At 50.3% G+C, this 16,092-nt stretch carries 13 protein-coding genes; 3 read left to right on the forward strand and 10 right to left on the reverse strand.

What is annotated here, in order from left to right; all coding sequences use genetic code 11:
* Positions 1-384 precede the first annotated feature (384 nt).
* Positions 385-783 carry a (R)-mandelonitrile lyase gene (locus DEV76_RS25230; RefSeq protein ID WP_109700787.1) on the forward strand — a complete coding sequence of 133 codons (399 nt, stop codon included), beginning with the start codon at positions 385-387 and terminating at the stop codon, positions 781-783.
* An 87-nt stretch (positions 784-870) separates the two neighbouring features.
* Positions 871-1,926, forward strand: coding sequence for an NAD(P)-dependent alcohol dehydrogenase (locus DEV76_RS25235; RefSeq protein ID WP_109700741.1), 1,056 nt, complete (start codon positions 871-873; stop codon positions 1,924-1,926).
* Positions 1,927-2,060: 134 nt separating this feature from the next.
* Here DEV76_RS25235 and DEV76_RS25245 read toward each other — a convergent pair whose 3' ends face one another.
* The 8 genes from DEV76_RS25245 to DEV76_RS25280 form a co-directional block, all read right to left on the reverse strand.
* Positions 2,061-3,155, reverse strand: coding sequence for an efflux RND transporter periplasmic adaptor subunit (locus tag DEV76_RS25245; protein ID WP_157963110.1), 1,095 nt, complete (start codon positions 3,153-3,155; stop codon positions 2,061-2,063).
* Positions 3,142-6,276 carry an efflux RND transporter permease subunit gene (locus DEV76_RS25250; RefSeq protein WP_109700743.1) on the reverse strand — a complete coding sequence of 1,045 codons (3,135 nt, stop codon included), beginning with the start codon at positions 6,274-6,276 and terminating at the stop codon, positions 3,142-3,144. The genes DEV76_RS25245 and DEV76_RS25250 overlap by 14 nt, the downstream gene beginning before the upstream one ends.
* Positions 6,277-6,280: 4 nt before the next feature.
* Positions 6,281-7,657, reverse strand: coding sequence for a TolC family protein (locus DEV76_RS25255; protein WP_109700744.1), 1,377 nt, complete (start codon positions 7,655-7,657; stop codon positions 6,281-6,283).
* Between the two features lie 106 nt (positions 7,658-7,763).
* On the reverse strand, positions 7,764-8,579 hold the full coding sequence (locus DEV76_RS25260) for a helix-turn-helix domain-containing protein (protein WP_109700745.1): 816 nt from the start codon (positions 8,577-8,579) through the stop codon (positions 7,764-7,766).
* 118 nt (positions 8,580-8,697) lie between these two features.
* A complete protein-coding gene (locus DEV76_RS25265) occupies positions 8,698-10,230 on the reverse strand; it encodes a TlpA disulfide reductase family protein (RefSeq protein WP_109700746.1) in 1,533 nt (510 codons plus the stop codon).
* 202 nt (positions 10,231-10,432) lie between these two features.
* Complete coding sequence (locus DEV76_RS25270; RefSeq protein WP_109700747.1) at positions 10,433-10,876, reverse strand: GNAT family N-acetyltransferase; 444 nt, start codon at positions 10,874-10,876, stop codon at positions 10,433-10,435.
* Positions 10,877-10,907: 31 nt separating this feature from the next.
* Positions 10,908-11,369, reverse strand: a complete 462-nt coding sequence (locus tag DEV76_RS25275; protein ID WP_109700748.1) for a GNAT family N-acetyltransferase — start codon at positions 11,367-11,369, stop codon at positions 10,908-10,910.
* A gap of 26 nt (positions 11,370-11,395) precedes the next feature.
* Positions 11,396-12,067, reverse strand: a complete 672-nt coding sequence (locus DEV76_RS25280) for a M24 family metallopeptidase (RefSeq protein WP_109700749.1) — start codon at positions 12,065-12,067, stop codon at positions 11,396-11,398.
* A 180-nt stretch (positions 12,068-12,247) separates the two neighbouring features.
* Between DEV76_RS25280 and DEV76_RS25285 the strand changes: the two genes are divergently transcribed.
* Complete coding sequence (locus DEV76_RS25285; RefSeq protein WP_109700750.1) at positions 12,248-12,634, forward strand: winged helix-turn-helix transcriptional regulator; 387 nt, start codon at positions 12,248-12,250, stop codon at positions 12,632-12,634.
* Here DEV76_RS25285 and DEV76_RS25290 read toward each other — a convergent pair.
* Complete coding sequence (locus tag DEV76_RS25290; RefSeq protein WP_109700751.1) at positions 12,627-13,508, reverse strand: NAD(P)-dependent oxidoreductase; 882 nt, start codon at positions 13,506-13,508, stop codon at positions 12,627-12,629. The genes DEV76_RS25285 and DEV76_RS25290 overlap by 8 nt on opposite strands.
* A 120-nt stretch (positions 13,509-13,628) precedes the next feature.
* The gene (locus DEV76_RS25295; protein WP_109700752.1) at positions 13,629-16,040 is read right to left on the reverse strand and encodes an ABC transporter permease; all 2,412 of its coding nucleotides are present in this window, start codon (positions 16,038-16,040) and stop codon (positions 13,629-13,631) included.
* Between the last annotated feature and the right edge of the window lie 52 nt (positions 16,041-16,092).

Genomic DNA, 16,092 nt, shown 5'->3' on the forward strand with positions numbered 1-16,092 from the left:
AATTGTAAAGCGAATTTGATCGCAAGCCAAGTAACTGTAAAGCGAAAACAGTGTTTAACGACAATGCTGTCAAGCCAATCCCGTACTTAACCCCCTAACCCTGTAAAGTTTTTTCAGTGTAAGACACCTGCCACTTGACTACGTGCTTACTGCCTTCGGACTGCCTTTTCACTGCCTTTAGACGCCCATTACACTAAGGGTAGACTGCCTCTACACTGCCTCCCACTGCCTTTAGGCTGTATGTAAGGCAGGTTTTGGGATTATCAGAAATGGGTAGTGCCTGCGAGGCAGGTTTTTGATTGAACTTTTCATTTTCAAAATATGTTAGTGGAAGGCAACCTGAATACTGTAAACAAACTGAAGATCTGTCTAAACTCATCAACCATGGAAATCTCAAGAATAGGGTCTAAGCCATCAGGGAAAGGCCCGCAGGACTGGTTCACGGGCAGTGTCCGCATTGATCCGCTGTTTGAACCCAACGGTGCCCGGCGTGCCGCGGCGGCCAGCGTCACCTTTGAGCCGGGCGCCCGTACCAACTGGCATACGCATCCGCTGGGGCAGACGTTGATCGTTACCGCAGGATGTGGCTGGGTGCAAAGGGAAGGAGGGCCGGTGGAAGAAATTTATCCCGGAGATGTAGTTTGGTTTGCACCGGAAGAGCGCCACTGGCACGGCGCTACCTCCACTAATGGCATGACGCATATCGCCATTCAGGAAAATCTGGATGGTAAAGTGGTGGATTGGATGGAAGCAGTTTCTGAAGAAGAATACCTGTCGGAATAGTTTGATTTACGCAATTTTCAGTTTGATATCTGTAAACATTACAGCGGCGCAGCCGGTTATTTTTGTTACTTCTAAACACAACTATCAATGAGCACTATAGCAGTAAAAGCATACGGTACGCAGGCCGCAGAAAAGCCGCTTGACCAGATGGGGATCAACCGCCGGGAAGTAACCCCGCACGACGTGGAAATCGATATCCTGTATTGCGGTGTTTGTCATTCGGATCTGCATACCGCCCGGAACGAATGGCATTTTACCATGTACCCCTGCGTACCCGGCCATGAAATCGTGGGCAGGGTAGTGAAGGTAGGCAACCATGTCAGCAAGTTTAAAATCGGAGATATAGTGGGCGTGGGATGTATGGTGGATTCCTGCCGGGAATGTGAGTATTGCAAGGAAGATCTGGAACAGTTCTGTGAGAAAGGCAACATCCAGACCTATAACGGACCCGATAAATTCCTGGGTGCACACACCTTCGGTGGATATTCAGAAAAGGTAGTAGTTGATGAGCATTTTGTACTGCGTATACCGGATAACCTGGATCCTGCGGCGGCAGCTCCGTTGCTTTGCGCCGGGATCACCACCTATTCACCGCTGCGCCATTGGAACATTGGTCCGGGTAAAAAGGTGGGTATCGTAGGCATTGGCGGTTTGGGCCATATGGGCATCAAGATCGCCAAAGCCATGGGGGCACATGTGGTAGCCTTTACCACATCGGAATCCAAATTCGCGGAAGCCAAACGCCTTGGAGCCGATGAAGTGGTACTATCGAAAGACGAAAAACAGATGGCTGCTTTCGCGGGCAAACTGCATTTTGTGCTGGATGCCGTATCTGCCCAGCACGATATCAATGCTTACCTGAACCTCCTCAGGGTAGATGGTTCCCTGGCCCTTGTAGGCGCTCCCGAGCATCCGCTGCCCGTTGCCGCTTTTAGCGTAATTATGGGCCGTAAGAGCTTTGCCGGGTCTATGATCGGCGGCATAGCCGAAACGCAGGAAATGCTCGATTTCTGTGGCGAGCATAATATCGTATCAGATATCGAAATGATCGATATCCGCCAGATTAATGAAGCGTATGAGCGCCTGCTGAAGAGCGATGTGAAATACAGGTTTGTGATAGATATGGCTACTTTAAAAGCCTGAGACCAGCACGCCTGTTATCCAGCGAATAAGGTCCGGCACCCGCGCAGATCCGGCAGCATAAATTTCTGAATGCCTTCGGAAAGAAAAACAAGCCCGGGTATGAACCGGATAATCAGGTATGATTTGTTCATGGGTTATGATTTCATTTTCCAGATGGCTGTTGTTTCAGGTTTTCGTTCGTCTGTACCTTTCAACAGAATGGTATCGCCTGGCTGTAGGTCTCCGAATATTTCAATCCCTTTATCTGTCGTCATTCCCTGACGTACGTCCACCCATTGGGCTTTTCCGTCTTTCACCCGGATGATGAATTTCCGTTCCTGTGTGGTAACGATTGTGGTGGCTGGTACCAACAACGACGAACCTTCCCGCGATATGACTAGTTTCACATAGGCGAAAGCGCCGGCTTTCAGGGATTGATCACGGTTGTCTGCGGTGAACTCCCACAGCTCTGTCCTGGTGGTGGGGTCTATCGTGCCCGATTTTCGGGTTAGTTTAGCCATGAATGACCGTGTGGGGTATGCATCTGTGCGGAATGTTACCTCGCGGATGCCTGGCATTGTACTGACATATATTTCAGGTACCGCAGCCCGCAGGCGGAGCGTAGCATTGTTCTGAACAGTAAATAATTTGGTTCCCGGTCCGGTCATAGTACCGGGATCGGCCAGCCTGGCCGTCATAATACCATCGAAGGGCGCTGTGATATACAGGTACCCGGAAACGGCTTTGTATGCTTGCGCCTGTTTGGCGGCAGCCTGGTGCGCCGCACTGTCGGCCAGCATCTGCTGGCGCTGGCGCTCGAGGTCGGCAGGTGCTACGATGCCGGGTGTTTTTGCCTGGGAAGCCCGGTAAAGCCTTTCATATTGATCTTTGCTGGAATTCCATTTGGCTTTTGCAGATTGTATGGCAGCTTCAGACTCTGCGAAACGGCTGTTGACTTCCGGTGCTTCAATAATGGCAAGGGTCTGTCCTTTCCGGATGTGGTCACCCATTTCCACGTGTACCGTTTTTACGAAGCCCTGCACTTTACCGTATAAATCGGCCTGTTCGAATGGTTTAAGCTCCGCAGGAAGTTCGATTATTTTACGGGCTGTATCGGTTTTTAGCTGAAAGACCAGCACCGTATCCTGAACGGGCTTAGACTGTTCTGCCGGTTGTTTTGAACCGCCGCAGGCTGCCAGCAGGATCATAATAGGAAAGCTCCGGATAAATCGCATATTATTGATTGTCATAAGTTGAACTGTTTGCATCTTCAGGGTCAAGTGAAACGGATGTGTAAGCTTTTCTGCCAGCCATGAATTGGTAGACATGTGGTAGAAAAAAGAGTACGGAAATAGCGGAAACTGCAAGTCCGCCGATCACGGCGATGCCAAGCGGGGCCGTCTGGTCTCCGCCTTCTCCAGATCCCAGTGCCATGGGAATCATTCCGGCAATCATAGCGAGGCTCGTCATAAGTATAGGCCGCAGCCGGGATTCTGCGGCAAGCATATAAGCGCCTGTCATGTGCTGGCGCCGCATTTGTTCAGCATTCGTTACATACAACACTGCGTTAGCGATCGCAACGCCTACGGCCATGATCGTGCCCATGTACGATTGTATATTCAGGGAATGCCCGGTGAGCAGGATGAAGGACAGTGAACCTGCCACCACCGCAGGCACGATGCATAGCACGGCGAACGCAATGCGGAATGACTGAAAGTAAACAGCCATCAGCAATAGTATAACGATTACGGCAATCAGTAATCCGGAAGCAAGACTGCCCAGTGTTTCCTGCAGCAGCACCGGTTGTCCCCGCAACTGTATTTTAGAGCCGTTTGCAGGTTTCCCGACCGTACTAATCAACTGGTTCACTTTTTTGAAAACGCCGCCAGGATCTTCCCCATGTATGTTTGCAGTAATGGTGATGTAGCGCTGCTGATTCAGGCGATCGTATTCTCCCGGCACAGTCTGGCGCTTCCAGGAAGCGATTTCCCCGAGGTACCGGCTGCCGCCTTCGCCGCCGGAAACCGGAATGGCTTCCAGTTGCGTCATGTTGTTCATGCGGTATTCCGGATATTGTACCTGGATCTGGTAGGCGTTTCCACTGGCCTTGTCCAGCCAGTAGCTGGGGGAGGTAAAACGGCTGGATGAGGTGGCGGTAGTTACAGAGCGGGCTATCTGGTCGCTTGTAAGTCCCAGTTGCCCGGCTTTTACACGGTCTACTTCCAGTTTGATGGCAGGATAATCCAGCGGTGTCGCAATCTGAAGATCACGGAGTGAAGGGATTTCGCGAAGACGTTGTACGAGTTCCTGTGCCGTTTTTCTGCCTTCGGTAAGATTACGGTTCATGACGGCAATTTCCACAGGATTTGTACTGCCAAGGTTCAATACCTGCTCCACGATGTCGCCGGGTTCGAATGATATAGTAGCACCCGGCATGGTCTGAGCCACGGCCGCACGCAATTTTTCCTTGTATTCGGTGATTGGAATAACGCCACGCTTCAGCTTGATGCGGGTAACGGATTCGTGAGGCCCGCCTGTCCACAGGTGTATGTAGTTAACGGGATAACTGGATGGCTGTGTGCCAACGAATGCCGACGTGATATCAGTATTCCCGGTGCCAACTATACTATCCGACAAGTCAAGCAAAGTCCGTGTAGCGTCTTCCGTTCGTTCGAAACGGGTGCCCACCGGCAGCCGGAGCCTCACCTGGGCCTGGCCACTATCGGTTTCCGGAAATAATTCCGTCCCGCTTCCCATATACAGTATGCCTGCTACCGATATAAAAACCAATAGGTAGGTAAAGGTAATTATACCACTTTTCCCGTCCATCCTGCGACCGGCAGCATTGTAATGTTTTTTCCAGCCTTCCAGCCAGGCAATTTCCTTTCCAACTGCATGCCCTGGCAGTAATTTGCCAGCCAATACCGGAACAAAGGTCTGCGATAGCAAAAATGATGCTATCATAGCAAAGCCGACCGCCAGAGAAAGCGGCAGGAACATAGCTTTGGGAACACCCGTCATAAAAAGCGCCGGAACGAATACAGCGAGGATGCTAAGCAGGATAAGGAGCTTCGGTGCCGCAATTTCCCGGCATGCATCCAGGATGGCGCGGGCGCTGTTTTTACCCATTTCCGCATGCCGGTGGATGTTCTCTACCGTGACCGTGGCCTCATCTACCAAAATTCCTACTGATAATGCCAGGCCGCCCAGGGTCATGATATTGATAGTTTGCCCGGTCAGGTACAATAAAGTAGCCGAGCTTAGTAATGCAAGCGGTATGGTAAGGATAACGATTAACGCGCTACGGCGGTCTCCAAGAAAGATCAGTACCATTAATCCTGTCAGCAATGCGCCGAGTCCGCCTTCAAAAAGGAGGCTTTTGAGAGAGTTTACCACATAGCCCGATTGGTCAAAAGCATAGGTGACTTTTATATCTTCCGGAATGGCGGCCTGCATATCGGGCAGGGCGGCTTTGACCCGCTTCACTACATCCCAGGTGGAAGCGTCTGCGCGTTTGGTAACTGGAATATAAACAGACCGTTTACCGTTGATGAGTGCATAACTGGTTGTGATATCCGCACCCATGCTTACCTGCGCAACGTCTTTCACATATACGGCAGCACCGGCACCTTGTTGAAGTGGCATATTCTGCAGGTCCTCCAGTGTTTCGATCATGCTGTTTTGGGGAGTGAGATAAGTGGTGTCTCCCATTCGCAGATTTCCTGCCGGAGCAATGGTATTAAAGCGTACCAGCGACTGTACCACCTGGTCGGGCGACAGGTTATGACTACGGATCTTTTCCGGATCAACCGTGATGAGAACCGTTTTCTGGTTGCCGCCAAAAGGAGGCGGTGCGGAAACACCGGGTAAAGTAGAAAACATAGGGCGCACGCGGAATAATGCCAGATCGGATATCTCACTCAGCGACCGGGTTTCGGAGCTGAATACCAACTGCCCCACCGGTACGCTGCCCGCATCGAAGCGGGTAATGAATGGTGGTACGGTGCCGGGCGGCATAAAAGCGCGTGACCGGTTCACATATCCCACAACTTCCGCCATCGCCTGTGCCATGTCGGTTCCTTCGTTAAATTCCAGTTTGATGATGGAGGCACCCTGGATACTGCGCGATTCCACATATTTAACACCGGTAATGTATAGGAAGTGATATTCGTAATAGGAGGTGACCAGGCCTTCCATCTGCTCCGGTGAAAGCCCGCCATAAGGCTGCGCTACATAAACCACGGGCAGGCCCAGTTTGGGGAAGATGTCCACTTTTGCATTCCGGATGGAAAGGAATGAAAAAAAACAAATGGCGATCACAGACACCAGGATGGTTACGGGATGCCGCAAGGCGGCGGTAATAAGTTTCATATAATTATTTCAACGTGTCGGTGAGTATTTCGATTTTTCCCTGTGCTATGGCGATATCAAGCAGTGAGCGCCATACCTGGAGTGTGGCACCAGCCTGCGCAGCTTCTGCGCGGAGCAGGTCCAGCTGCGCCTGCATAAGACGGGTGTAATCCACCAGCCCGCTATCATAACTGATCCGGAGGCCTTCGTAGGCAAATTTAGCAGCTTCGGTCTGTTTGTATGATTTATGGGCTATTTCGCGGTTCTGATCAAATGCCAGTTGCGCTTTTTCGAGTTGTATGCGCAGGTCGAGCCTGGTTTGTTCCAGACGTGCTTCCTCCGCTTTCAGCAGCGAACGGTACTGGTTTTTTCTGATATTGGTACGGGTGAATCCCAATAAGGGGAAGCTCAATTGAACCCCGGCGCCATAGTTACGGTGCGAAAGCGACCATCCGTCGGATTTGGCAACCGTACCGTCTGCAGCAACACCCGATCCACGGGCGTAGGCATTGGCCCACACATCCAGCCGGGGGCGCCATTCCCGCTGTATTTCCTTCAGCGCCGCTTTGCTCACTTCCATCCGGGATGTTGCTATCTGCAGTGCAGGATGAGCCGGGTCCGTTCCTGCGTTGTCTGCCATCTCGGGAAGCTCCTGCATGAATGACGTATCGGTCAGGAGTATTTGCTGTGGTGAGGATGAAAGACCGGTGAGGCGGATCAGTTCGGCGGTCTGCTCGAAGTAACGCCGGCGTAACGTAAGGAGGTCCATTTCCGCCTGGGCTAGGACAGACTGAAACTGCATGGTGTCGATACCCGGCTTCAGCCCTTCACGGGCCAGCACCTGTGCCTGTTCCAATCCGGTGGCAGTACGGTCAATATTACCCTGGTAGCTACGGGTGAGAGAATGGAGATATGCGGCATCGAGATAAGTCAGGATAATGGCAAATTGCTGCCGGAAGAGGACGTCATTATACTGGCTGGCGGCCAGTTGATATTGACCCGCGGCTTTCTCCTCTGCTGCCTGCCGTTGTCCGAAAGTCAGCGGTTCCCATTTTAGCAGTGCTGATAACACCGTACCCGGAACGGGATCGAAGGTGTTACTGGTAGAAGGAGGACCGCTGATGGGCAGGAAAAGGCCGGGATAAGTAAGTCCGGTGATATTATTGTAGGTAGCATAACCTGCCTGGTAACCAGCGGTGAGTTCCGGCACGAGAGCGTTTTTTACAAGGGCCAGGTTTTTTGCGGCCGCATTGGTTTCCTCGCGGTAGGCTTTGAGCGCCGGGGCTTGCGAAGCCGCAGTGCTGAGGGCTTCCCGGAGAGATAAGGTTTGTTGCTGTGCCTTCAACATGAACGGAGCCGCGAAAAGGATGCCCGCGGCAGGTAAGATCTTAAAAAGCGTCATGGGTTGTTTTTGATGGATGAATGGCAGTACAATTGCCAATCATCGGCACAAAACTATATTAAGCTGGTAGGGTTCTACGGTATATTTGAAAATGTTATGGTATATTCTACTGGGCTTTGTACTGTAAAGGGGTTGTACCGGTGTGCCGCTTGAAGAACTTCACGAAATGGGATGTATCGTTAAAGTTGAGCAACATGGAAATCTCGGAGACGTTTTTATGGGTATAACGCAAAAGGCGTTTAGCTTCGTTGGTGATATGTTCTGCAATAACTTCCGCTGCCGGTTGATTAACAGCTTTCCTGCAGGCGGCATTCAGGTTCTGGGGGGTAGTATTGAGTAGCGCGGCGAAATCGGCGACTTTCATCTTCGCTGGTTTTTCCGGTAACAGGCTGACGAATGACTCGTACAGCTCCCTCCGTACAGACTTCGCGGAGGAATACAGGTCGGAGGAATCGAGGATTTTAGCCAGTAAAGCCTTTATCAGGCCTTCTTTCATAAGGAAAGACAGGTTGGAAGTGGCATTGTTTTCAATGGTCAGTAATTCAAAGATGCGATGCAGCGCCAGTGCCTCATCAGTATATACACAGGGAAACCGGCTCACCTGCTGGATGAGCAGGGGAAGTTCCTTATCCAGGCTCCGCTCGGTAAAACTGTTTTTGAGGATCAGCACAAACCCTTCAGGATCGCTCTGAATATCCCAGCTATGTACCTGGTCATATGCAATGAAAAAAAGGACGTTGGGACGGATTTCATATTGTACCCCGTCAATCCAGTGAAACCCGGATCCTTTGGTAAGGAATATGATTTCAAAATATTGTTTATGCTTATGCGGGTCCGTTTTCCAGGAGGTTTTCCGGAAGGGTTCAGCTTTTATATGGTTGCTGGCAGCAATCTTATTTTTAACCGGAATTGAGCTTTCCATCTGATTCAGTATCTACTAAAGTAGTACAAATTATGATGAAGAGCCCAATTGCCGGAAGATTGTTACTTAATAGCTGACTTCCGCCCATTATTTGTTCGGCTGTATTTTACCGGGTATTCTATTCAGAAATTTTAATGTTTTCCCTTCCTATCACCCCCTTAATCTGCTCAATCGTTTTCTCTCCTTCACTGGGGGATCCTGCATTAGGAACTACAATCTTTCCCTCCCTGTCAAACAAAACATAAGTAGGGTAGCGGTCTGTTAGGCCTCCTGCTGCCCGTATTTCATCCCAGATGGGTGGAATCTGGCTGCTGGTGAGCCGGTAGTGCTCGCCTTCAATGCCGTTGAGTCGTGCCATTTCTTTCCAGGTTTCCTCTTTGCTGTCGTGATCCATGGCGAGGTATATGAAAACTACTTCTCCGGGTGGGAGGGCTTTTTTGAGCGCAGGGGTATAGCCCAGTTCCATGCGGCAGGGGCCGCACCAGGTGCCCCAGATGTCGAGGTAAACGGGCTTGCCGCGGTGCCTTGCCAGCATTGCCTGAAGAGAAGCCGGTTTTACAGTGTCGTAAAAGATAATGCGGCTGTTGCTGATGGCGGCCTCATGTTTTTGATTCAGGAGGCTCACAGCCTGCAAGGCTTCGCGGGCGTAAGAAGTACGGGGGAAGTAAGCCTGCATGGTATCTTTCAGGTAAACTGCGGTGCTCAGGAGCGAAGCGTCGCAGGCTTCCATGATCCTGTTGTAGAGGATCCTGCTACGGACATTACGGGGCAACTGCTTACTGGCGTACAGCCATTCCATCACAAATCGTTCACCATATTGGGTCAGCAATTGGTTGATATCCTCAAAAGGAAGCCCCAGTATAGCATAAATCCTCGCTTTCGCCGCTTCAGGATTCGTTCTGAAGTCTTTCCCGAGCAGATTAACGGCATAGTTGCTATACCGCGACAATATCATATTGGCGTAGAATCCATTGCCCAGCGCGGCACTATCCGGGAGGGGGCGCCAGTGCATCACCACCTGATGGATGGTGTCTTTGTCCGGATTCTTTGCCGGACGCAACTTACCGCCGGCGAAATCATCGAGCGTACATTGTGCATAATACCCCAGCTCACTTTGCAGCAGTACCTTCAGTGGGGTGGGGATGGAAGATGCCTTAATGAGGGCCTGCTTCTCCTGAAGCAGCGTTTCCACGCGTTGTAAAACAGCTGTCTTAAAAGAATCGAGCCGAAGTCCGGCGTATGGATTCACTGCCTCGTGATCTTTCATAAAAAAGGCCAGTTCCTCCATTTTTAATTCCTGTAAGAGGTTGTTTTCAGCCGCACCTTTACCGCTGAAGATGACAGGAGCATTAGTCTCGTTACTGATAGTAACCTGCACATCTCTCCCCGGACTCATTAATAACCGGTAGCGGACCTTATTACAGGTCAGGTAAGCTAACCGCGGTTTCGCTAATGGAATCTGATGCCTGAAGAAACCATCAGCTGCGGTTTCAAACACTTGTTTCTGATTAGGGAAAAAACCGTCTGCCAATACCTGCAGGGTGATGTCAGGCTTTTCGGCTCCCTTTACCTGCCCGGAAATACTATAGCGTTGGGCCTGTGAAATTTGAAAGGTGGATAACAGTACAATAGCTGTCAGGATTCTTTTCATGGAGTTTATTTAATAGGTACGATCAGGTTAACCAACCGTTGAAAGGTCAGCACCCGGGGGTAATGCTACTACATATAGTTTCCGTATTGTCAGAAATGTGACAGATAAGCAGGAATAAGGGATGAATATACAGGCTAACGGGGTGCAACTTGGGACCTCAGGATTGCTATGCGAGCTTGTAAATAAATTCTTCTATCTCTGCCTAACGTGCATTTGCGAAACCCTTATCCTTACCGGTCCGGATAAATCCACAATGCTCCAGTACTTTCTGCGAGCCAATATTGTCAAATGCAACGCGTCCAAAAAGAGGCCTTGTTTTTTCAATAGTTAGGAATTGCTGCAGTGCAGTTGTGGCAATCCCTTTGCCCCAATACTTTCTGTCTATCCAATATGTGATTTCTGCTTCTCCTTCCATTTCGAATTTTGCAATGCTGCCGGCAATGGTATCCCCGAAGAGGATAGTCTGTGTATTTTTCGTAGGGTCATCCAGGAACCTGGCGTGCTTTTGTATATATACTGTTTTATCAGCATTTTCTGCGGAAGTAAATGCAGCTAACTGTATGCCCTCCGGGTCCAGTTGAAATTGATACAATATCTCCAGATCGGAAAGTTGGGTTTTTCTTAATTGTAACAGTGTTTGTTGCATGATGAAATAGTTTGAAGTAAGGGTGGAGGATTTAAATGTCCATGCGCATTTCTGTCAGCACTTTTTTTAATCCGGCCTTCTCGTAAGCGCGTACCGCACTCACGTTCTGATCATACACTTCCAGTCTGATCTCTTTCAAGCCTTTTTCGGCTGCCCACTGGCGCAAACGGGCAATGATGGCGGTTGCAATTCCTTTGCCGCGATGTTCAGGGGCTGTGTACATAAATCCGATATAGCCATGATGACTGAAAGCCTCATAGGGCTTATTCGGACGGCGGAGAATGTAACCGGTGGCAGCCAGCTGGCCATTTACTTCGGCCATGATGAGCAAAACATCTTCCCGGTCAAACATATTATCCAGGTCGTAATAAGATATCGGGTCGGCGGCGAGGTTATGATCGAAAGAACGCTCCCAGGCAATTACCGCCTGTTCGGCGATACGCAGGGCAGGAAGATCTGCTTTGGTGGCGGGTCTTATAATGTAATCGGGCATATGGTCAGGTTTTATGATGGGTTTGATCAGGTGAGTAATTGTTCGTAGAAGCCGCCGATTTGCCGGTTGCGGTCCACGAGATGCATTTCCAGTATCCATTCCCAGGGCTGGCCGTTTGCATCGGGAGCAAACATATCGTTGTGGTTGGAGGGATGAACGTATAGTCCGTAGTTACCGGGTTCCAGCTTTTCGTGCGGGAACTCGCCGATGAGGTGCCCGGCTATCTCTCCGCCGAACGTCCAACCTTTTTGCTCCGCCAGCGATACCACATAGTTGAAATAATCGGCCCCGCTCAGCGTATTGTGCTGATGGAACCATTCTTTGGCCGTTTGCCAGGCAGCTTCAATGTCCTGCTTCAGGCGGAGTTTGTGGGGATCATTGCCGATCACATACGTCCGGCCAAGGTCGGCTTCCCAGTCTTCCACGATAGGCCCGAAATCGAAAAAGAGAATGTCATCGTCCTGAAGGGTGAGGTCCGGCGGGTTTTCCTTGTAAGGATGCAGCGTATTGGGTCCGCTGCGGACGATCCGTTTATGCCAGAATTTTTTGATGCCGAATAGCTCCTCGGCCAGGAGAAATATCTCCGTATTCAGCTGTTGTTCCGTTTTGCCGGCCACAATCAGCCTGCGGCTTTCGGCGGCGGCAAATAATTGTTCGGCAATGCTTTCTGCCTCGCGCAGTTTTAGTTTTGTCGTCATGATGTAATGGTTATTTAAGGGGGCGAGGTGAGAATAGTATTATCAGGAGGAACGAAAATAGGGAATTTCAGGTAAACACCGGCATTCAGCCATAAAACACGAAAAGCAGGGCAGGGATAATTTTTTCCCTGTCCCGCTTTTCGTAGCAGGATGTTATCTTTGAAATAAATCTACAGAGAGATGTATCAGAGAAAAATACCCGAGATGCTGGATTGCGGATTGGCAGTAGCCGTTAAAGTGATCGGCGGCAAATGGAAGGCCTGGATCTTAGACTGTATCCGTCGGGGCGTTTCCCGCCCGAGCGCCATTCATAGGGAGATGCAGGCCGTAAACGCACGGATCATCAATCTGCATCTGAAAGAGCTGGAAGAGGCTGGCATTATTTACAAGGAGATCTTCGCCGAAGTGCCGGCCCGGGTGGAATACAGGTTAACCCCAGTAGGTGAGAGCTTACTCCCTGTGATTGATGTGCTGGAGCAATGGGGTAATACCCATAAGGATTACATCAACCGGAACCATGCTGATTATGCGTCCGGTAATTGCCAGTTTTTGCAGCAATCTAACTAACCTTCCTCAGCACTTTGATGATCGCGGCATGTTCTTCCTTGCCATAACCAGCATCAATGGCCCGTTGGAATATATCTGCGGCAAACTTCGGCAGTTCATTACTGATGCCTGCTTCTTCCGAATGCTGCACCAGCAGATGCAGGTCGTGGCCTGTGGTATCTACCGTACTTTCCGGATCGCTGAAGCTGTTGTTTTCAATCACACGGCCCATATGCCGGGATTCCACAGCCAGCATGGGTGAAATATTGTGAATAAGCTCACCGAATTGCTCAGGACTATAACCTTCGCGCTCACTGATCAGCGCTCCGTGCACGAAGCCGATCCAGCTACCTGCCAGGTATGCCATAACTGACGAAAAAAGCACTGCTGAATGGCCAGGCTCATTGCTAAGGAAATTAAGGGTCCCCAGCGCCTTCAGTGCGGTTTCAAGTTCTTTATATTTTAGTTCGTTCCCGCTGATGGCAATGGTAGCTTCACTGCTACCGACCTGTCTCGGCCATGCGAGTATGTCGCCATTGAGGCAGGCGGCTCCATGCAGTTGTGCCCAGGCATCCAGTTCACGCGCTTCTTTCGGTGTGCCGGTGCTCAGTTGTACCAGTGCGCGGCCTTTCAGTACTTTTATTACTTCCTCTGTCCGGATGATTTTATCAGACGTTTTATAATCCGACACGCAGATCACCGTGAGCCCGCTGGCTGCGATGGCTTCCGCCGCGCTGGCTGCCGCAGTTGCGCCTTTGAGCACCATCGCGTCCATTTTGCTTTTGTTCCTGTTCCATACTGTAACCTGTGCGCCATGCGCTAGAAATGCCTGCGCGATTGCGGTACCCATCGATCCCAGACCAATTACTGTTACTTTATCTGTTGTTCCTGTCATTTGAAATTGTTTTGATTACAGGTACAAAACTAGATGCAATGGCCCGCTTCATCAATACAGGATAAAAGATTCAGCAGGGGGAAAAATTTGTCCTGATGAATTTCTGCCGGTAATCAGCCGTTACTCACTTTTCAATACCGCCACGGGGTTGGTCCTTGCTGCTTTCAGTGTTTGAGACCCGATCATGATGCATGCGATCAAAAATACCCCCGTTAAGCCTGCAAACAGCTCTGGTATCTGAATGGGCGTATGATAGGGGAAGTTGGGGAGTATCATCGTTTTAAAGAACAGGTACGTAGCCGGCAGGGCAATAACCGCAGATACCGTCAGGAGAAATAGGAATCCCCGGCTCAGCAGGAACAGCAGGTTGCCGGTGCCGGCGCCCATTACTTTCCGGATGCCGATCTCCTTTAGCCTTGTTTCAGTAGTGAATACCACCATTCCGAACAACCCCATGGATGCGATGGAAACAGCGAGGAAGGAAAGGAACCCAATGATCTTTACCATGGTGGAAAACTCACTGTAAGCCGCTTCAATAGCCTCATCATAGAATTCAGCCATCAACGGATGGACAGGGTCGATCTTCTTCCAGATGGCCTCTATTTTCCCTAAAGTGGCCTGCATATCGGCGCTTTGTATTTTGACACTGATGATGGTTCTGTCTTCCGGTGTCCAGAAGGTATAAGCTACCGGACCAATAAGGTTCTCCACTTTGCCATAGTGGAAATCCTGCATCACGCCTATAATGGTCATGGGCCGGCCATTCATGCTGATCTGTTCCCCGATGGCTTTTTCGGGGTTGTTGCCGCCAATGTTGAACCGCCTGATAACCTGCTGGTTAACGATCACTTCCCCGGTAGCCCCGGCAGTAGCCGGCCTTGCAGTGAAGTTGCCCCCGGCAATGAGTTTATAGTCGTGCAGTGGCAAATAGTTTTCGTCTACGTGGTTGGACATAGCCAGTACGGAATCCAGCGAGTTCGTGTATTTGATATTGCTGCCCCAGGCGTTCCCGACACCGGTGGTGATCAGGGATCTGGAAACTGCGGTTACCTCCGGCATCTCTCCGAGTTCTTTGAGCATAACGGCCGGAGGGTGATCCTGCATATTGATGTTCAGGATATTGGCAGTACTGAATCCAAGGTCGAATGCCAGTATGTTTTTATACTGCACATAGCCGATGGCGGTTGTTGTTATAAAGATCAGGGTAACTGTGTATTGGACAACAACCAGACTGCGCCTGAGTGTAAGGTGTTTGAACATTTTTACCGGGGAAGCATTACTGAAAGCATTCACCGGACTAACTTTCGAAAAGAACATTGCCGGCATGTAACCTGCTATTACACCCACTGCAACCGAAAATCCGATAAATACAGCGATCATGGGCAATGTGAGGTCGAGTTTTACAAGGTGTTGCATCTCCGGGGCCATATTGATCAGCATGGGGCGTAAAGCAAGGAACAGTAGGAAGGAGAGGAGAAGGGCTGCAAGGGAGATCATAACGGATTCGGCAAGGAATTGTAGCCGTACCTGGTGCTTCCCGGCACCGATAGCTTTACGGAGACCGATTTCCTTCATGCGGCGCATAGCACGTGCTATCGAAAGATTGGTGTAATTGAAACAGGCTGATAGTATCACAACAAGGGCCAGTCCGCCGAGTATCCACAGCACTACAGGTGTCATATGCGGGCCTGCAAAGCCGGGTCCGCCTTCAGATTGCCGGAGGCTCTCTCCAACAACGATGTTGTACAGCGGGAGCAGTTCAAGTTGGATTTGCATATTACCGCCTGCGAGGTTCTCCTCCCGGGAAATGGCCTGGAGCTGCGACCGGATAGCGTCCATATCAGCATTTTCGGAAGTTCGCAGATACACGGCGTTGTTCCACATGTTCGTCCATGCAGCAAACTGCGCATCCCCTTTATAGAGTTGTTCGGCGGTGGACAATGAAACCAGCGCTTCGAAACTGATATGCGAAAAGAAGGGTACATCTTTCATGATCCCGGTTACCTGGTAAACGTTGCTGCCGACCTTTACCGGTTTGCCAACTGCATCCACACTGCCGAACAGTTTTCTTGCTGCGGTTTCCGTGAGTACTACTGAATAGGGTTCTTTCAACGCTGTTGCGGGGTTTCCCGCTATCATGGGAAATGTGAATACCCTGAAGAACGAAGGTTCCGCCCAGTAGCCGCTGATAGGGAGGACGTTGGCGCCCACCTGTGCATCTCCCGAAAAGTTATTACGCATTATGGTCACATCTTCAATACCGCTCACCTTTTCGCGGATGAGATTACCCGTCTTAACAGATGTGGTCGCAAACTTGCCGCTTTGCTCGCTGCCAGAGGTTAATATGTTGGTGATGCGATAAATGTTCTCTCCGTTTTTATGGAATCTGTCATAAGAGCGCAGGTCCATGATAAACGCGATCAATAACAGGCCGATAGACATGCTGATGGCCAGGCCCAGGATATTGATGAACGAGAATAGTTTGTTGCGCATGATATTGCGCGCCGATGTTTTAATGTAGCTTCCTATCATGCCGGTTCATAATAAGGTGGATGAATATGGGTTTCCGTATTTAAAACTATAA

It is taken from the genome of Chitinophaga deserti, assembly GCF_003149455.1.
In the GTDB taxonomy this organism is placed as follows: domain Bacteria; phylum Bacteroidota; class Bacteroidia; order Chitinophagales; family Chitinophagaceae; genus Chitinophaga; species Chitinophaga deserti.